This window comes from Planktotalea frisia (assembly GCF_001890925.1).
Taxonomy (GTDB): Bacteria; Pseudomonadota; Alphaproteobacteria; order Rhodobacterales; family Rhodobacteraceae; genus Planktotalea; species Planktotalea frisia.
The window spans coordinates 30894-48016 of record NZ_MLCB01000214.1 but is presented as its reverse complement, the minus strand read 5'-3'; the positions used below and the strand labels follow the sequence as shown (position 1 = coordinate 48016).

General features: G+C 54.1%; 17 protein-coding genes and 1 other RNA gene. 6 read left to right on the top strand and 12 right to left on the bottom strand.

From position 1 onward, the window contains the following. Positions 1-3: 3 nt before the first annotated feature. Genes PFRI_RS19745 through PFRI_RS19735 form a run of 3 tightly spaced genes read right to left on the bottom strand, consistent with a single transcriptional unit; the run spans position 4 to position 2003 of the window. Positions 4-513, bottom strand: coding sequence for a DinB family protein (locus tag PFRI_RS19745; RefSeq protein WP_072632414.1), 510 nt, complete (start codon positions 511-513; stop codon positions 4-6). Next, on the bottom strand, positions 510-1217 hold the full coding sequence (locus tag PFRI_RS19740; protein WP_072632413.1) for a DUF1326 domain-containing protein: 708 nt from the start codon (positions 1215-1217) through the stop codon (positions 510-512). Before PFRI_RS19740 ends, PFRI_RS19745 begins: the two co-directional genes overlap by 4 nt. Positions 1218-1223: 6 nt before the next feature. Beyond that, a complete protein-coding gene (locus tag PFRI_RS19735) occupies positions 1224-2003 on the bottom strand; it encodes a DUF2182 domain-containing protein (RefSeq protein WP_072632412.1) in 780 nt (259 codons plus the stop codon). 65 nt (positions 2004-2068) lie between these two features. Here PFRI_RS19735 and PFRI_RS19730 point away from each other — a divergent pair, with 65 nt between their 5' ends. The 3 genes from PFRI_RS19730 (at position 2069) to ssrA (ending at position 3537) form a co-directional block, all read left to right on the top strand. Continuing rightward, positions 2069-2797 carry a FadR/GntR family transcriptional regulator gene (locus PFRI_RS19730; RefSeq protein ID WP_072632411.1) on the top strand — a complete coding sequence of 243 codons (729 nt, stop codon included), beginning with the start codon at positions 2069-2071 and terminating at the stop codon, positions 2795-2797. 57 nt (positions 2798-2854) lie between these two features. After that, entirely contained in the window at positions 2855-3205 is a 351-nt protein-coding gene (locus PFRI_RS19725; protein WP_170124837.1) for a DUF4345 family protein, read from the top strand. Continuing rightward, positions 3187-3537, top strand: a transfer-messenger RNA (tmRNA) gene (gene ssrA / locus PFRI_RS19720). Before PFRI_RS19725 ends, ssrA begins: the two co-directional genes overlap by 19 nt. Positions 3538-3623: 86 nt before the next feature. On the opposite strand, the gene PFRI_RS19715 is transcribed toward ssrA, so the two are convergent. From PFRI_RS19715 to PFRI_RS19675, 9 genes are all read right to left on the bottom strand, one after another. Then, positions 3624-4400 (bottom strand): enoyl-CoA hydratase-related protein, encoded by a 777-nt coding sequence (locus tag PFRI_RS19715; RefSeq protein WP_072632410.1) that lies wholly within the window; start codon positions 4398-4400, stop codon positions 3624-3626. A gap of 30 nt (positions 4401-4430) precedes the next feature. After that, complete coding sequence (locus tag PFRI_RS19710; RefSeq protein WP_072632409.1) at positions 4431-4889, bottom strand: cytochrome c-type biogenesis protein; 459 nt, start codon at positions 4887-4889, stop codon at positions 4431-4433. Next, positions 4886-6844, bottom strand: a complete 1959-nt coding sequence (locus PFRI_RS19705; RefSeq protein WP_072632408.1) for a heme lyase CcmF/NrfE family subunit — start codon at positions 6842-6844, stop codon at positions 4886-4888. The genes PFRI_RS19710 and PFRI_RS19705 overlap by 4 nt, the downstream gene beginning before the upstream one ends. 246 nt (positions 6845-7090) lie before the next feature. Next, the gene (locus tag PFRI_RS19700) at positions 7091-7489 is read right to left on the bottom strand and encodes a holin family protein (RefSeq protein ID WP_342742270.1); all 399 of its coding nucleotides are present in this window, start codon (positions 7487-7489) and stop codon (positions 7091-7093) included. Continuing rightward, positions 7480-8106, bottom strand: coding sequence for a holin-associated N-acetylmuramidase (locus PFRI_RS19695; RefSeq protein WP_072632431.1), 627 nt, complete (start codon positions 8104-8106; stop codon positions 7480-7482). The genes PFRI_RS19700 and PFRI_RS19695 overlap by 10 nt, the downstream gene beginning before the upstream one ends. A 77-nt stretch (positions 8107-8183) precedes the next feature. After that, positions 8184-8627: a cytochrome c maturation protein CcmE gene (gene ccmE / locus PFRI_RS19690; RefSeq protein WP_072632430.1), complete on the bottom strand. Its 444-nt coding sequence runs from the start codon at positions 8625-8627 to the stop codon at positions 8184-8186. A gap of 25 nt (positions 8628-8652) precedes the next feature. Further along, positions 8653-9681 carry an N-acetyl-gamma-glutamyl-phosphate reductase gene (argC, locus tag PFRI_RS19685; RefSeq protein WP_072632407.1) on the bottom strand — a complete coding sequence of 343 codons (1029 nt, stop codon included), beginning with the start codon at positions 9679-9681 and terminating at the stop codon, positions 8653-8655. A 32-nt stretch (positions 9682-9713) separates the two neighbouring features. Next, entirely contained in the window at positions 9714-10526 is an 813-nt protein-coding gene (locus tag PFRI_RS19680) for a glutamate racemase (protein ID WP_072632406.1), read from the bottom strand. A 71-nt stretch (positions 10527-10597) separates the two neighbouring features. Then, a complete protein-coding gene (locus tag PFRI_RS19675; protein WP_072632405.1) occupies positions 10598-13999 on the bottom strand; it encodes an indolepyruvate ferredoxin oxidoreductase family protein in 3402 nt (1133 codons plus the stop codon). Between the two features lie 165 nt (positions 14000-14164). Here PFRI_RS19675 and PFRI_RS19670 point away from each other — a divergent pair, with 165 nt between their 5' ends. From PFRI_RS19670 to serS, 3 genes are all read left to right on the top strand, one after another. Next, a complete protein-coding gene (locus PFRI_RS19670) occupies positions 14165-15073 on the top strand; it encodes a LysR family transcriptional regulator (protein ID WP_072632404.1) in 909 nt (302 codons plus the stop codon). Between the two features lie 145 nt (positions 15074-15218). After that, a complete protein-coding gene (locus tag PFRI_RS19665) occupies positions 15219-15599 on the top strand; it encodes a hypothetical protein (RefSeq protein ID WP_072632403.1) in 381 nt (126 codons plus the stop codon). A gap of 201 nt (positions 15600-15800) precedes the next feature. Further along, the gene (serS, locus tag PFRI_RS19660) at positions 15801-17093 is read left to right on the top strand and encodes a serine--tRNA ligase (protein WP_072632429.1); all 1293 of its coding nucleotides are present in this window, start codon (positions 15801-15803) and stop codon (positions 17091-17093) included. Positions 17094-17123: the final 30 nt, after the last annotated feature.

Sequence of the window (17123 nt, the reverse complement as noted above, 5' to 3'; positions counted from 1 at the left end):
GGGCTACTCCGGTAAAAATGGGATATCAGTAGTGTACATCGGCGCGTCAGCGGCGCCGAGCATAGCATGGACCTGTCCACGATGATGGGTTTGGTGATTGAACATTTGCACAACGCACATGGCGCGCGGCTTGCTGATATCGGCCTGAATAGCGCCAGAAAACCACGTAAGGTCGCCCGTCAGATCAAGATGCGTCACACCTTTCGCCCAAGCCACAAAACGCGCATCCGTGCGAAACCGCTCTGTTGACCATTCGGCCAGCGTTTTCGTCGTGTCCGTTGTGTCGGTCTTGGTCAAATCGGTCTCTGCGGGGCCCATGCCACCATCAAAGCGCGAAATCCAAAGCGTATCCCCCCAAAGCAAATGGTTTACTGTGCGAAAGATAGAACCGAAAAACGCGCCGCGATCTGCGCGTAGATCGGCATCTGTCATGCTCTCAAGTGACTTCAAAAGCTCTGCGTTTTGCCAGCGATTGTAGCGCGCCATGAGCAAGCAATACTCAGGCGAGATCATTTTTTGTCACTGCCCCAGTCGATCGGGCAAATCTCGGCAGACTTGCCGCCAAAGTCCCAGATACGACCAAAATCACGGACCTTAGACTTGATGCCTTTTGCAGCAATAATATCCGGCCCCATCCAGTACTTTGAATTCGAAATCATCACCGGATGATCAGGGTTCGCGCCTGTAATCATCTCGATTTCGCCTTGGATTTTACGCCCGATATAGAGACCACGCTTCTTGCCATCGCGCACGATTTCGACCTTCTCGCGCTCTGCATTGACGATGTCGCTGACCAACATCGTGAACAGACCAGTCGTGCCACCTGCGGCGCCAGAGAAAATCTGCAAGAGGCCGTTATACGCTTTGCCAGAGGCGCGCTCGTCCACGTAAGCGGCGACTTTCCAGCCACCTTCCGCCATGCGGCCTGGAATTTCGACCATCAAACCGACGTTGAGGCCGTTCAGGTCTTCACCCTCGTAGTGACCTTCATCAATCGCAATCGCCATCCATGCGTTGCAGTGGCCTTCTGTGGGAGGGTGCGCGCCAAGCGAGACAACGCAAGGGCAGAACAATTCGCACGAGCAGTTCAAGAACAATTCGCCCTTGATCGCCCAATCCGTATGCGATGCCGTGCGCCGCTTTGGGTTGCTCATCCGGCTGTCGATGCGCTGGCTGACTGGCAAACGATCCGCGTCGGGTTTCTTTTTAACTGCCATGTGATCTCATCCTCCCATGAGCGGGGTCCAAAGCAGCACCGCCGCTCCGGCTGCGATCAAGATCGCCCCCATTGGTTTTGTTACGTAATGCCCGATCTGGGGCAGTTTTTCGATGACCATAAAGAACGTAGCGAGGCCCATCCACAAGAGGCTCATCACGCCTCCAACAAAGCCAAGCGCCATAAATCCCCAGCAACAGCCCACGCAGAATGCGCCAAGCCCGAGGCCCATTTTGAGACCGCCGAAGTATCCTGTCTGCCAATGCCCCAAGAAGTAGTTCATCGGACTGTGGCAGACCCCGTGGCAGACTTCCTTGGCTCGGGTGAACTGAAACAAGCCAACGACAATCAGCAATCCACCTGCAAATAACGTAGAATTGGGAATGCCAAGCATATCAATCACGCCGCCGAACAGTAGCGCGAGTTGTACGGCAGCGATAAGGGCCGCAAAGGCCACCCAAGCAATCATGTAGCCAGACAAAATACCCAACCACCCTGCCCGCGTGCCATCTGCGGACGTCATCAACATCTCGTAAGCGCGCAAGGTTGGCACCATCGTCGGCAACATCATAGCCGCCATCATGATCGCCCACATGGAAAATAGCGGGCCAAATTCAGCCATGGGCATTTTCATGTCCATGCGCGGATCCATCGCCGCCATCCGCGCGCCCATTTCGCCCGGACGCCCCAAAAGATCGAGGTCCATCTGCATCGCCATCATATACATCATCCACCACGCAAGGAGGATGATCGTAAAAAAGCCAAGCCAAAGAGTAGAACGGACCATAGCGTGCGGAATCACTTTTAGGTTTCGGTTGCGTTTTTAATGTCAGACATTTAAACGTCAGACAAATGAAAATTGATCCAAATTCCAAATCCGATCTCTCTGCGCAGATCGCCAAAGCGATCCGCGATGCGATTGTGAGTGGCGCGTTGATTGTTGATGAGCGCTTGCCCTCTGAAGCTGAGCTCTCCGAGCAATTTGAAGTGTCACGCGCGACCGTTCGTGAAGCTTTGAAACGCTTGGCCGCGCAAAGTCTGATCCGCACCCAGCGCGGTGCGTTTGGTGGGGCTTTCGTTAATCGGCTGAGCTTTGAAGAAGCGTATGGGCAGCAGATCACAACATCGACGCTTTTGCTGTCGATGAACGCAGTGAGTTTCGAAACAGCGTGCGAGGCACGGTTTGCATTAGAGCGCGCCTGTGCGCCGCTTTGCGCAAAGCGGCGCACACCTGACCATCTAGCAACGATGCGGGCCGAGATTTTTCGCCAATCCCAACCCGGTCTGAGCGATGAAAGTTGGTGCGCGAGTGATGTCGCGTTTCACCGTGCATTGGTGGATGGTGCCGGCAATCCGGTTCTGTCCTATCAACTCGCAGGCGCTGTCGAGGCGATGCAACCTTTGATGAATATGATCACGTTTACCGCGCGATCACGCGAACGCATAATAGCACTGCACACAAAAATCGCTGATTTTTGCGATGCAGGAGACGGCCCTGCAGTTGATCAAACTTTAGAAACGTTGGCAGCTTACACATTGCAGTTGGGTCAAGAAATGGCCGATAAAAAAGCAAACCGTTAAAGCCGCAGTGCAGACAATTTTTTCTAGAAAAATTGCGTGCGCCCTTTGGAGACTTCAATGATTGAAATCATCAATATCATCGTCGCATTGATGACCATCGCATTTGGCGCGTTTGGCTTTCTTGCTCCACGCTATACAGCCTCTGCGCTAGATCTGGGGATCGGCCCCAGCAATATGGGGCTGAGCGAATTGCGCGCATCTGTGGGCGGATTGTTTGTGGCCATGGGGATATTCGCAATCTGGTCAGGCATCCCAATGGCCTATGCGATGTTGGGTGTCGCTTATACAGGTGCCGCAGTCGGACGCTTGGTGTCGATTGTTTTGGACAAACCCCCGTTCAAGAAAGCAATGCTCTATTTTTCACTCGAAGCCGGCCCCGCGGCGTATCTGCTCTTGGCAAACCTTTAAGCGCTACCTATATATGAGATGTCCGCAAGGACTATGGACATAAACGCGCCCGTAATAAGCGGTTCGGACCCGGGGGCGGTACCCGGCGACTCCACCAATCACCCGTTCATTTGACGGCGGAGGGGGTCGAAATAGGATCGACGAACGTCTAAAGGGGTTAGCTTTGTTTCGGCTGGGTGCCACCGTATCGGCCCAAAATGTACAATTGCAAATGACAATCGTGCTCCAATGGCGATGGCAGCGTAAGCTACCGGAACTATTGAAAACTTAAGCCCTACGGTTTAGCGACTTTAGGCGGGGTTCGCAGGTACCTGGCAACAGAAACCTGCACTACTTTTCCCTCTTTTTGGGGCTCTGCCCCCGTCTGATCAAAGATCAGCCTCCCCCGGGATATTTAAGAAGAAGGGAAACAAGCAGGTTAGCGCCCTTCAAAATCGGCGGTGCGTTTGTCGAGGAATGCAAGGACGCCTTCTTTGAAATCGCGCGTTTGACCGCATTTGCCTTGGAGTTTTGCCTCTAGCGTGAGTTGATCTTCAAGCGAGTTTTCAAAGGACGCGCGGATCGCATGTTTGGCTTCGGCATAAGCCGCGGTAGGACCATTGGCCAGATGCGTCGCGCGGGCTTTCCATGTCGCGACGAACTCTGCCTCTGGCACGGCTTCCCAGATCATGCCCCAGCGTTCTGCCTGCTCAGCAGAGATTTTATCCGCAAACAAGGCTGCGCCCATCGCTTTCGCCATGCCCATTTGGCGCGGCATGAAGTAAGTGCCACCCGCATCAGGGATCAAGCCGATCTTGGTGAACGCCTGCATAAAGAACGCTTTTTCAGACGCAATCACCACATCCGCACCAAGGGCGAGGTTGGCGCCCGCGCCAGCGGCCGCTCCATTCACAGCGCTGATGGTGGGCACAGGGCAATCGGTGATCGCCGCAAGCATGGGTTGGTATTCATCGCGCAACGTGCGTTCAAGATCGACGTTACCTGCGTTGGCGCGATCACCCAGATCCTGCCCCGAGCAAAACGCGCGCCCTGCCCCAGTGAGCACCACACAACGTGCTTCGCGCCCACCTGTGCGCACGGCATCGGTGAGTTCCGCGCGCATCTGAGTGCTCAGTGCGTTCATAACGTCTGGACGATTGAGCGTTATAACCGCGATATTGTCCGCGACTGCGTATGTGATTGTTTGATAGTCCATGCTCGTCCTCATATTCAAAACGCGGCGGTGTCACTCGTCTTTGAGCAGCTCAGCCAATCTGTTCTTTTCCGTGTCACTAAGTGCGACAACTTCGGGCTCAGACGCGCCTTGACGCGTGCGCAGATACCCAAAGCCAATCGCGCTGGCTAACAGCAGCATGAGCGGACCCGCGGCCCAAAGCAACCAGTTCGAGCCTGTGACGGTGGGTCGAAGCAACACATATTCGCCGTAGCGGTCCACGATAAAGTCAATCGCTTGCGAGTCACTGTCCCCACCCACCAGTCGCTCGCGCACCAAAAGGCGCAGATCACGGGCCAAGGGCGCTTCGCTCTCATCAATGGATTCATTTTGACACACGAGACAGCGCAACCCTTTCGAGAGGTCGCGCGCGCGTTGTTCCAGCACAGGGTCGTCCAACACTTCATCCGGTTGTACCGCGCTCAAGGGCAGCGCGATGACCATCAAAAGGATTGCAAGCGCCTGTCTCATTGCGCAGGCACGTGTGTTTCACGACGCTTGCGCGCGCCCGCAGCAACGCGGAACCTGCGATCAGACAGGCTTAGGAAACCTCCCAAGGCCATAAGCAACGTCCCTGCCCAAATCCAATTCGCTAAAGGTTTGATATAGGTGCGCAGCGTCCAGCCACCGCCCTGTTGCGGATCCCCGATAACCACATAGACATCACGTAAGAAACGATAATCGATCGCGGCTTCGGTCGTCGGCATTTGCGCGACAGGATAGTTGCGCTTTTCAGGGTTGAGCAGTGCGATATCAACACCATCCTGGCGCAAGATCACATCGCCCATCGTCGAGAGATAATTCGGACCTTGCACTCGTTTTACACCTTTGAGTTCCAGCTCGAATTGTCCAACGGTGAAGGGTTCATCAATCTTGGCGACGCGAATATCCTCGACCTGCCATGCCAAAAGACCTGCAATGCCAAACATCGTCACACCAAGGCCAGCATGGGCAACCGCCTTGCCCCAATCCGCACGCGGGAGACGCAACAAGCGATCCAATTTGCGTTGCGCGCGCATCCAAAGATCAAGAGCAGCGCCAAAGACCACCCAAGCGCCAAGGAACAAACCAAGGGGTCCCATAAGCGAGCGACCCGTTTGCATAACCCAAACCAGCAATGCCAAAGCCAGCGCAAGTCCGAAGACATAGCGCATTTGATGCACGGCCCGCCCGATCTTGCCACGTTTCCACGCAAGTGTTGAGCCAATCGGAAGGATCAAGCCTAACGCAATCATGAACGGCGTGAAGGCCATATTAAAGAACGGCGGCCCGACGGAAAGTTTGCGATCAAAGAACATTTCCGCAAACATTGGCCAAAGGGTTCCGACGAAGACCACAAAACACGAAACGGCGAGCAAAATGTTGTTGCTGACTAACGCACTTTCGCGGCTGACAACGCTAAACACACCTTTCGCTTCCATCGTTGAAGCACGCATCGCGAACAAGATCAAAGCGCCACCTGTGAAAAAGGCGAGGATCATCAGAATGAAAACACCGCGCTCTGGATCGTTGGCAAAGGCATGCACAGAAGTGAGCAGGCCTGAACGTACAATGAATGTACCGATCAGCGAAAAGCCAAAGGCGAGGATCGCAAGCAGGATTGTCCAACTCTTCAGGCTCTCGCGCTTTTCCACGACGATAGCAGAATGCAGCAAGGCAGCCGCCAAAAGCCAAGGCATAAAGGATGCGTTTTCGACCGGATCCCAGAACCAGAAACCACCCCAACCCAACTCGTAATAGGCCCACCAAGAACCAAGCCCGATACCAATCGTCAAGAATACCCACGCCGCGAGCGTCCAAGGACGCACCCAACGGGCCCAAGCCGCATCGACGCGGCCTTCGAGCAAAGCAGCGACCGCGAACGAGAACGCCATCGAGAGACCAACGTAGCCGAGGTAAAGGAACGGTGGATGGAAGGCCAAGCCCGGGTCTTGCAAGAGCGGGTTGAGGTCTTGGCCATCAAACGGCGGGACCGCGAGGCGTAAGAACGGGTTAGATGTGAAGAGAATGAAAGCGAAGAACGCCACTGCGACAGAGGATTGAATTGCTAAAACGCGGGCGCGCAACGTAGGTGGCAGATTGTCGCCAAACCACGCAGCACAAGCGCCAAAGAGTGTCAGAATAAGCACCCAAAGCAGCATGGAACCTTCGTGATTGCCCCAAACGCCACTGACTTTGTAAAGCATCGGCTTGGCGGAATGCGAATTCAACCAAACAAGGCGCAAGGAAAAATCAGATGTCACAAATGCATAGGTCAGCGCCGCAAAGGCAAACGCCGTAAACAAAAACTGCATCTTGGCAGCAGGTTCGGCCACGGCCATCCAGCCGTACCAGTGTTTGTGCGCGCCGATCAGAGGCACAACCGCTTGCACGATTGCGATCAAAAAGGCGAGGATGAGGACGAAATGTCCGAGCTCTGTAATCATAGCCCAAACTATAGGGCGCGCCTTGCATATCGCCAACCGTTTTCGAGCGGAATTGCGGTTCACATTGTCGCGGGTTTAGCCGCGTGTGTTGGCCCAATCCTGCAAAGCCGCGTTATTGGGGAATGCGGTTGTGAGCGGCGGCTCGGATTTGGCGCGTTTTGGCCGTGAGGCGGGCGCGTCTTTCATCGCGTCCAACGCTATGAGATTGCTCAGAACAGTTGGTGTCTGCGCCAGCGAAGCCTCGATTTACTTGTGGAACTGCTGGTTCTTTAACTGATGTCGCGCACCAAAGTAGAACGACACGATTGCCCCTAAAAGCCACCATAGCGGTTCAGGCACCAGTGCAATGCCTTGCATACGCGACGCAAACCAAATCGGGTCTGTTATTGCAGAGACAAACAGCGCGAGCGTTCCAAGCGCCATCGCCGGGCGCGGAATACGGTTCAGTGCATCCATAAAGCGATCAAACAGCCCGCGTTGTTGCAGCGCAAACTCGCCTGCGAACTGCGCCAAAGCATCACCGCGCATCACCGCTTCGCGCGCAGCGCCTTTTTCAGCGTTCTCGACAAAAACTTCTGCGGTGTCACGGATCAGGTTATTCCCGCCACCAAAGACCATCCCAAAAATACGATCAATCAAGCCCATGTTGAAATCCTTTGCTGAAATTCCTGCGATGTAAGGTGATATTTGGCGGACAAGAAACTCTCGGCTCGGGTGATCCAACCGCCTTTTCCCCCTGCCCGAGTGCGCGCATATTTACGGCTCGCCGCGCGTTTATCGGCCAAACGGAAATAATAATTGCGCCGCTCAATCGCATAAGCGTCACTCAAATGATCAGGGGCAGAATCATGCGCGCGCACCGCTGCCGCAATCGTTTGCGGGCCTATGGCACCATCTGCGTTGCACTCAAACCCCATTTTGGAGAGCATGCGTTGCAATATTTTTACCGCATTGCTGCCCGCGTTCACATACATATCAAACACGCTGGCTTGCATTGCATTAGGCAGTTGCGCGATGCGCGGCTTGTCAAAGTAATGCAGGATGAAAATATCAACTGCTTGCGCTTGGCTGAGACGCTTCACATCCGCCTCGCTCACGCGTCCATCGCCGGTCAGATCAAGACCAAGACGGCGCATGGTGTGGATCGTCACACCAAAATTCGTGGCACCACCCAGATCGCTCGGGTCATTCACATAGCCCCCCTCGCGCTGCACAATTTCAGCCGCCAAAGCGCGCACGTCATCGTTTTCGACTTTCGGCATATGCCACATCCCCCATCCTCAGACTCAACTGAAAATGCAGGGTGTATGGTTAATAGAATGCTACAAGTACGATCGCTCTATGCGTCAGGTTCTTGATAAACCCCTTGCGCCTTGAGCGCATCGACAACCTCTTTGGGCATGTAGGTTTCATCATGTTTGGCAAGTATTTCAGACGCTTCAAAGACGCCGTTGATGAATTTACCTTGACCAACCATACCTTGGTTTTCTTCGAATAGATCAGGAAGGACACCTGTGTAGGTCACTGGAATGCTTGCCCCGCCATCGGTCACGGAAAAGCGGATAACCTCACCCACGCCGCGCTGAATAGAGCCTTCTTCGACTAAACCACCAATACGAAACACCTCGTTCGGCTGCGGTGGTTCCGCGATAATCTGGCTCGGCGCGCGAAACAGGTTGATCCCGTCGCGCATCGCATACCCGATAAGCGCCGTCGACAAAGCCAGTGCGACAGTAGCAAGGGCCACTATCTGAATGCGCCGCTTTTTCTTGAGACCTGTCATTGCCATATCGAAAACTCCGAGCCGTTTACGGGAAGCACGGCGCAAGCATCAGCCCGTCCGTCTCAGGCAGACCTAACATCAGATTTGCGTTCTGCAAGGCCTGTCCACTGCTACCTTTTGTCAAATTATCCAAAGCTGCAACAACAATCGCACGTCCTTCGATGCGATCCGAGGCAACACCGATATGACAAAAGTTCGATCCGCGCACATGATGCGTGCTTGGTGTTTCGCCCATGGGAAGGACTTCGATAAATGGCTCCGCTGCGTATTGCGCAACAAGTGCCTCATAAACCGCGCTCGCATCACCAGACACATAGCAAGTCGCCAGAATACCGCGATTCACAGGCAACAGATGCGGCGTAAATTGAATGCGTACCTCGCGGCCAGCTAGTTTGCTAAACTCCTGATCAAACTCACCAAGGTGGCGATGCGTACCGCCAACGGCATAGGCATTATACCCTTCGGACAATTCCGCGTGCAGCAGGTTTTCTTTCAAGCTCCGCCCTGCCCCGGACACCGCGCATTTGAGATCCAGAATGATATCATCCAAGCCGATCACGCCCGCCGAAATCAAAGGGCGCAGGATAAACTGGCCCGTCGCCGCATTACAGCCCGTTCCGGCCACCAAACGCGCTGACCTAATCTCTTCACGGTAAAATTCAGACAGGCCATAGACCGCTTCTTTCTGAAGATCGACGGCGCTATGAGGATTGCCATACCACTCTGCGTAAGCCTCAGGATCACTCAAGCGGAAGTCCGCAGACAAATCCACGATCTTTAGATCACGCGGCAATTTCGCGATTACTTGTTGGCTTGTCTTATGCGGCAATGCGCAAAACGCGAGATCGATGTCGCTGAAATCAATATCCGCGATCTTCACCAGATCAGGCAAATCAAGATGGCGCAAATGCGGGAACACCTGAGCAAGCGGCTGACCTGCTTTGCGTTCCCCCGAGAGCGCTTTGATCTGCATGCTCGGATGCGTGGCGATAAGCCGGATAAGTTCAGCGCCAGTGTAGCCAGAGGCGCCAAGAATTGCGATATTCTGTGTCATGTCATTGGTCTTTCTTAAGAAACTCTGTTCGATCAAGCGGGTTCGAAAGAAATTTCTCGTCGCATAAATTGTGTCGCACGATCACTGACCCGCGCAGGGTCGCCGCTGGTAAAGTAACGATGCGTTTTGCCAGTTCCGATAAAATCAGGACGCCGGTCGATATAATCCGCAAGGCTTTCGGCCACAAGATTGGCTTGTGAATATACTTTCACGCCCTCGCCCAAAGCCGCTTGGAAATGCGTTTCCATCAACGGGTAATGAGTGCACCCCAGAATCGCAGCTTGCGGCGCGGGCATTTTGCGCTTCAACGCGTCCACATGGGAGCGCACCAAAGCTTCCGCCAAAATCATATCACCGTCTTCAATCGCATCGACGACGCCACCGCAGGCCTGCGCTTCGACGTCCACACCAATCGCGCGAAACGCAAGTTCGCGTTGAAACGCTCGGCTGGCCACGGTTGCGGGGGTCGCAAACACCGCGACTTCAGTCACAGCAACTTCGCGCGGTGGCGAGTTATCGCCCCATTCGCGTTCGGTCAAAGCTTCAATCAAGGGAACAAACACACCCAACACCCGTTTACCTGTCGGCACGCCTGCTTCTTGCATTCGGCGTAGCGCAGCGGCAGAGGCGGTGTTGCAGGCCAAGATCACCAAATCGCAGCCGTTGTCCCACAAATATTCCACCGACTTTTTCGTCAGTTTATAAATATCTTCGGAATCGCGCACGCCATAGGGCGCATGGGCGCTATCGGCATAATAGACAAACGGTACATCAGGCAAACGCGCACGCGCAGCATCCAGAACGGTCAGACCGCCAAGGCCACTGTCGAAAATCCCTACTGCCATGATATAACTCCATCAAATGCGCCGTACCTTGAGCGTTCTAATACGCCCGCACCGTTCAGAAATCCATATGGTTATTCTGCCGCTTGTGCCATGTCCGTACCGCCTGCGTTGATAACGCTCAAAAGCTCTTCACGTCGCTTTGCCGCTTTTCGCTCATTGGCTTCTTTTACCATGCCAAACCCGCGGATGGACAAAGGGAGCTCAGCGAGTGCTACAACCGCATCCTGTGTGTGCTCTGTGAGTTTCGGCAAAACCGCTTTCAGATCGCCCTCGAACTGTTTGATCAAAGCGCGCTCCATCTTGCGCTCAGCCGTGCGGCCAAACGGATCAAACGGCGTGCCGCGCAGGCGTTTCATTTTGGCCAACAGCTTGAAACCGCGCAGCATGCCTGCGCCATATTCCTTTTTCATCGGACGCCCATCTGCCCCGATCTTTGTCATCATCGGCGGAGCAAGGTGATAGGTCAGTTTCAAATCGCCTTCAAACGCGGCGGCGGCTTTCTCTGCAGTGCTCAGATGCAAACGCGCGACCTCATACTCATCCTTATACGACAAAAGCTTGTGATAGCCTTTGGCGACCGCCTCTTTCAATGTCAGATTGTCAATTGCATCCACCAGTTTGCGGTATCGATTCGCAAGGCGTTTACCTTGGTATTGCACCAAATGATCCGCGCGAAAGGCTATCTTTTCATCAAGTGTTTTAGGGAGTGAAATAACATTCGGGGCAAGCAGATTATCCACTTGTTCTGGATAAAGCACAGCCCAACGACCTACATCAAAGGCGTAGAGGTTCTTTTCAACCGCAGCGCCATTCAAGCGGATCGCACCTTGCATCGCTTCCAGCGTTAAAGGGATCAAACCACGTTGCCACGCAGCACCAAAGATCAACATGTTCGAGAAAATCGCATCCCCGAGCACAACGCGTGCAAGGTCAGAGGCATCAAACAGGTCAACCCGCTCGCGCAAACGCGCAGTGAGCGAGAGTTGGAGTTGTTCCGAAGGGAGTTTGAATTCCGTGTTGCGCGTGAAATCGCCTGTGATGATCTCGTGGCTGTTCACCACCGCACCCGTCTGGCCTTCTTTGGTGAGACCTAGCGTGGCAGACCCAGCACTCACCACCAGATCGCCCCCGATAAGCGCATGCGCTTCACCCGTCGCGACACGAATGGCCGAAATATCCTCTGGCCGATTGGCAAGGCGGCAGTGAATGTGCACCGCGCCCCCCTTCTGAGCGAGGCCCGCCATCTCCATCATGCCAGCACCCTTGCCATCAAGCTGTGCCGCTTGCGCAAGGACCGCGCCAAGCGTCACAACACCCGTGCCGCCAACACCCGTGATCACGACATTATGCGTGCCGTTGATCAACGGAAGGTCCGGCATGGGCAGATCAGGAAGCGTGAGTTCTGTTGTGGCGGCTTTGCGCGGCGTTGCGCCTTCGACCGTTACAAACGAAGGGCAGAAGCCTTTGACGCATGAGAAATCCTTGTTGCAGCTTGATTGATCAATCGCGCGTTTGCGGCCCAACTCGGTTTCATGAGGCACAATCGAAACGCAGTTTGATTGAACACCACAATCGCCACAGCCTTCGCACACATCAGGATTGATGAACACGCGCTTGTCGGGATCAGGGAACAATCCCCGCTTGCGACGACGACGTTTTTCAGCCGCACAGGTTTGCACATAGAGAATGACAGAGACGCCTTTGGTCGCGGCAAAGCGCTCTTGCACTGTTTGCAACTCGGCGCGCTCATGCATCGCCATCCCGCTCGGAAAGGCGCTTTTGTCGACGTCCTCTTTGTCGTCATAGACAACTGCGACGTTCTCGACCCCCATCGCTGCGATTTCGCGGGCGATACGAGGCGCATCAAGACCACCGTCGTTGCCCTGCCCACCTGTCATTGCGACCGCATCATTGTAGAGGATCTTGTAGGTCATCGTCGTACCTGCCGCGACGGCCGCACGGATCGCCTGGATGCCCGAGTGATTGTACGTGCCATCGCCAATGTTCTGAAACACATGTTCGCGCGTGCTGAAGGGGGCTTCGCCGATCCAATTCGCACCCTCACCGCCCATATGGGTAAAGCCGAGCGTGTCGCGATCCATCCACTGCACCATGAAATGACACCCGATGCCTGCATATGCGCGGCTGCCCTCAGGCACTTTGGTTGAGGAGTTATGCGGACAGCCCGAGCAAAAGTACGGCAAACGCGCTGCAAGCTCTGGTGCATTGTCCGCGCGTCGCGCCTCTTCCAGCGCTGCAAGACCCGCTTTGATACCCGAGGTTGAGCACCCTTCATCTAGCAAAATATCGCCCAAGTTCTGCGCAATCATCATCGGATCAAGTGCTCCGCGCACTGGAAACAACTCTTTGCCGTCGCGCTTTTCACCATAAACGCGCGCGCGTTTGGGATTATCAAACAGCGCCTCTTTTATCTGCACTTCAATCAGTTTGCGCTTTTCTTCAACGACAACGATCAAGTCGAGATCAGCGGCCCATTCGTTAAACCCCTTCATATCTAGCGGCCAGGTTTGACCAATCTTATAGGTGCTTAGACCAATGCGTTTTGCCTCGTCTTCGTCGATATTAAGCAATGACAGCGAATGAATGAGGTCGAGCCAATTCTTGCCAGCTGCAACAAAACCGATTTTGGCACCTGTTTTGCTCCACACCTCTTTGTCCATTTTGTTGGCATAGCTAAACGCTTCAGCAGCTTGGCGTTTGTAATCCGTCAAACGCGCCTCTTGCACATGCCGATCATCGACGAGACGAATATTAAGACCGCCCTCTGGCATCTCAAACTCTGGCTCTACAAAGCTTAAGCGATGCGGATCACCGTTAACGACAGAAGTCACTTCGACCGTGTCTTTCATCGTTTTCAGGCCAACCCAAACACCTGCAAACCGCGACAAAGCATAGGCATAAAGGCCAAAGTCCATCATTTCTTGCACACCCGCGGGGCTGACAATGGGCATATACGCATCAACCAATGCGAATTCCGATTGATGCAGAACCGTGCTGCTCTCGCCCGTATGATCGTCCCCCATAGCCATGATAACGCCACCGTTCTTCGACGTGCCCGCCATATTTGCGTGGCGCATGACGTCGCCTGTGCGATCGACCCCCGGCCCTTTGCCGTACCATAGTCCAAACACGCCGTCGTATTTGCCTTCACCGCGAAGCTCTGCCTGCTGCGCACCCCAAAGGGCGGTCGCTGCAAGGTCTTCGTTCAATCCTTCTTCGAATTTAATGTTGTTTTCGGCCAGCGGCTTTGCCGCGCGTGTCATCTGAAAATCAACAGCTCCTAGCGGTGAGCCACGATAGCCCGTCACATATCCTGCGGTATTCAACCCCGCCGCTTCGTCGCGTGCCTTTTGCATAAGCATCAAGCGAACGAGCGCTTGCGTGCCATTCATCAAAACCTGAGTTTTCTCCAGATCAAACTTATCGTTCAAAGACGTTGTTTGCAGGCTCATATCAGTCCCTCCCAAGACAAATCAGGTTCATTTTTAACCACACGATAGGTCACAATAGCTGACCTTACTAGCAAAATCTCAAGTGACGGCGCGTTGATAAGCTCGGCGCGCTCGTCTAGGAGTGTATAATGCCAGTGAATTTGTACCAGACAGAAAGTTGCCGCAATGGATTGGGATAAGCTGAGAATATTTCACGCTGTTGCGGATGTCGGAAGTTTGACCCACGCAGGGGACAAGCTGCATTTGTCGCAATCTGCGGTATCGCGTCAGGTTCGTGGCTTGGAAGAAAGCTTGAACACAACCCTGTTTCATCGCCACGCGCGTGGATTGATCCTGACGGAGCAAGGCGAGCTGTTGTTTGATGCGACCTCTGCCATGATAAAACGTCTGGATGCTGCTGAGGCGCGGATCAAGGATAGTGAAGAAGAAGTCTTTGGTGAATTGCGCGTGACCACAACAACCGGCTTTGGCTCGCTCTGGCTCGCGCCGCGCCTGCCTCATCTCTACGATAAATATCCCGATCTTAAGATCGATTTGATGCTCGAAGAAAAGGTCTTGGACCTTCCCATGCGCGAAGCCGACGTTGCAATCCGTATGAAAGAACCAAGCCAGGCAGACCTTATTCGCAAACGTTTGATGACCGTTCACATGCAGCTCTATGCGTCGCCCGATTATGTCGCAAAACACGGCATGCCCGAAAGCGTCGAAGATATTGGAAACCGCCGCTTAATCTGCCAGAACCCGAGAACCGTGCAAGTTGGTGCCGGCTTGCAGCTGGTGCAGCATTTGTTGGCCTATGATGTGCCCTCGATGTTGACTGTGAATAACTACTTTGGCGTGCTTCAATCTGTAGTGCACGGACTTGGGATTGGCGTTTTGCCTGACTATGTAACCCAAGATTTTCCGGACCTCGTGCGCGTTTTACCTGACCTGCGCTCTAATGAGGTTCCTGTGTTTCTGGCCTATCCCGAAGAGCTGCGCCAATCCAAACGCATCCAAGTATTTCGCGATTTTGTTCAAGATGAAATCATCGCATTTCGCAAAGCTCAGCGTAGTTCGGCGGAAAACAGCTGAGCAAATTACCCACTTAACCGTTTTAAAACAAAGCCTTACGCAAGCAATTAAAAGTTGAGCAATTGTAGCCTTCCTTTTCCCATGCCGCTTAAGAACACCCCGCATATCCTTGCCATGTTAACGAGTAACTAGGTGAGTATATAAAATGACACGTAAGAAAACGATCGCCGCTTTGGCGTTTTCACTCTGTGCCAGCACGCTTTCGGCACAAACGACGACAGCGCAAAGCACTGTTGTAGGCCAGTCGGGCGACGTCCAATATCCCGTAGAGGTCGTAGGCGCGAACGGCGTGAACTACCTTTGCGAAACAGGGACAAGCGTTGTAAATTCTAACGTTGTGCGTCTTTGCCGCCGTTCTGTGAACGTCACACCGACAGGCGGCACGACTGCTGGCATCACTGGCGGTATAACGGGTGGCGCAGGCCTCGGCGGTCTGGGAACGATCGGCAGCATTGGCGCGGCCCTTGGTGCTGCTGCGGTGATCGGTGCGATCACATCCGCTGGCTCAACATCTGGCACGAACTAAACTAAGTTCAATGTACCATCAAACCTTCGGTTTTGCATGCAAAGCTATCAAGGCACCCCTCGCCTTGATAGCTCATTTTTACTAGGACCTCCGCTCCTATGATCCGTCGTTATTATCTGACGTTGCGCGTAAATGACGCTTCACCCTGCACGCACGCTGTTGCATAAGACGCAAGAAGATCACCTCACGAGGACATTGGACATGCACGACATCAAGGCCATCCGAGAAAACCCGACCGCTTTTGACGGCGCGCTCTCCCGCCGCGGTGACGCTCCTATGTCTGCGTCTTTGCTTGAGGTCGACGCCGCGCGTCGCGCGAAAATTCAAGCCGCCGAAGAAGCGCAAGCAGAACAGAACAAAGCCTCGAAGCTTGTTGGTGCGGCCAAAGCATCCGGCGATGAGGCAGAGTTTGAACGCCTCCGTGCCTTGGTTGCGGAAAAGAAAGCCGCAGTTGCCCAGCTTAACGAAGAAGCCAAAGCTGAAGACGCAAAGCTGACGGACATGCTCGCGCGCATTCCAAACCTTCCGGCGAGCGATGTGCCGGAGGGCGCAGATGAGGACGACAACGTCGAGGTAAGCCTTTGGGGCACACCGAGGAGCTTTAATTTCGATGCCAAAGAGCATTTCGAGCTCGCTGGCGTCTCTGCATCGATGGATTTCGACACGGCCGCCAAGATTTCCGGTGCGCGTTTCGTGATGCTCAAAGGCGCCGTCGCACGAATTCACCGCGCGCTCGCGCAGTTCATGATCGACACACATGTGGATCAAAACGGCTTACTCGAAGTGAACAGCCCCGTGCTTGTGCGCGATGAGGCGATGTATGGCACTGATAAACTTCCCAAATTTGGCGATGACAGCTATCAAACCACCAACGGTTGGTGGTTGGTTCCCACATCAGAAGTCCCTCTGACCTATTCTGTCGCGGGCGATATACTCGAACAAAGCGCACTGCCGATCCGTATGACGGCGCACACGCTTTGTTTTCGCTCTGAAGCGGGCAGCGCTGGTCGCGATACCTCTGGCATGCTGCGTCAACACCAGTTTGAAAAAGTCGAAATGGTCTCGGTCACGCATCCTGACGAAAGCGACGCGGAACAAAAGCGCATGCTTGGCTGTGCTGAGGGTCTTTTGGAAGCGCTCAAAATTCCTTACCGCACGGTTGTGCTTTGCACCGGCGATATGGGCTTTGGCGCGCGCCGCACCTACGACATCGAAGCATGGCTACCGGGTCAGAATGCTTATCGTGAGATCAGTTCCGTCTCGACAACTGGTGATTTCCAAGCACGCCGCATGAATGCGCGTTTCAAGCCAGAAGATGGTGGCAAGCCGCAGTTTGTGCATACTTTAAACGGCTCAGGCCTTGCGGTTGGGCGATGTTTGATTGCTGTGCTCGAAAATGGTCAGCAAAGCGACGGGTCGGTTATATTGCCAAACGTTCTCGCACCATACTTAGGTGGCAAAACCACACTCACAAGCGCAGGTGTTCTCGCGTAACTGCTTGAAAAGACTAAGGCGACGGCTAGT

Excerpts from the sequence above, each read along its gene's own strand:
- PFRI_RS19745 (WP_072632414.1), bottom strand. The coding sequence starts at position 513 with ATGATCTCGCCTGAGTATTGCTTGCTCATGGCGCGCTACAATCGCTGG.
- PFRI_RS19740 (WP_072632413.1), bottom strand. The coding sequence starts at position 1,217 with ATGGCAGTTAAAAAGAAACCCGACGCGGATCGTTTGCCAGTCAGCCAG.
- PFRI_RS19735 (WP_072632412.1), bottom strand. The coding sequence starts at position 2,003 with ATGGTCCGTTCTACTCTTTGGCTTGGCTTTTTTACGATCATCCTCCTT.
- PFRI_RS19730 (WP_072632411.1), top strand. The coding sequence starts at position 2,069 with ATGAAAATTGATCCAAATTCCAAATCCGATCTCTCTGCGCAGATCGCC.
- PFRI_RS19725 (WP_170124837.1), top strand. The coding sequence starts at position 2,855 with ATGATTGAAATCATCAATATCATCGTCGCATTGATGACCATCGCATTT.
- PFRI_RS19715 (WP_072632410.1), bottom strand. The coding sequence starts at position 4,400 with ATGGACTATCAAACAATCACATACGCAGTCGCGGACAATATCGCGGTT.
- PFRI_RS19710 (WP_072632409.1), bottom strand. The coding sequence starts at position 4,889 with ATGAGACAGGCGCTTGCAATCCTTTTGATGGTCATCGCGCTGCCCTTG.
- PFRI_RS19705 (WP_072632408.1), bottom strand. The coding sequence starts at position 6,844 with ATGATTACAGAGCTCGGACATTTCGTCCTCATCCTCGCCTTTTTGATC.
- PFRI_RS19700 (WP_342742270.1), bottom strand. The coding sequence starts at position 7,489 with ATGGGCTTGATTGATCGTATTTTTGGGATGGTCTTTGGTGGCGGGAAT.
- PFRI_RS19695 (WP_072632431.1), bottom strand. The coding sequence starts at position 8,106 with ATGCCGAAAGTCGAAAACGATGACGTGCGCGCTTTGGCGGCTGAAATT.
- ccmE (WP_072632430.1), bottom strand. The coding sequence starts at position 8,627 with ATGACAGGTCTCAAGAAAAAGCGGCGCATTCAGATAGTGGCCCTTGCT.
- argC (WP_072632407.1), bottom strand. The coding sequence starts at position 9,681 with ATGACACAGAATATCGCAATTCTTGGCGCCTCTGGCTACACTGGCGCT.
- PFRI_RS19680 (WP_072632406.1), bottom strand. The coding sequence starts at position 10,526 with ATGGCAGTAGGGATTTTCGACAGTGGCCTTGGCGGTCTGACCGTTCTG.
- PFRI_RS19675 (WP_072632405.1), bottom strand. The coding sequence starts at position 13,999 with ATGAGCCTGCAAACAACGTCTTTGAACGATAAGTTTGATCTGGAGAAA.
- PFRI_RS19670 (WP_072632404.1), top strand. The coding sequence starts at position 14,165 with ATGGATTGGGATAAGCTGAGAATATTTCACGCTGTTGCGGATGTCGGA.
- PFRI_RS19665 (WP_072632403.1), top strand. The coding sequence starts at position 15,219 with ATGACACGTAAGAAAACGATCGCCGCTTTGGCGTTTTCACTCTGTGCC.
- serS (WP_072632429.1), top strand. The coding sequence starts at position 15,801 with ATGCACGACATCAAGGCCATCCGAGAAAACCCGACCGCTTTTGACGGC.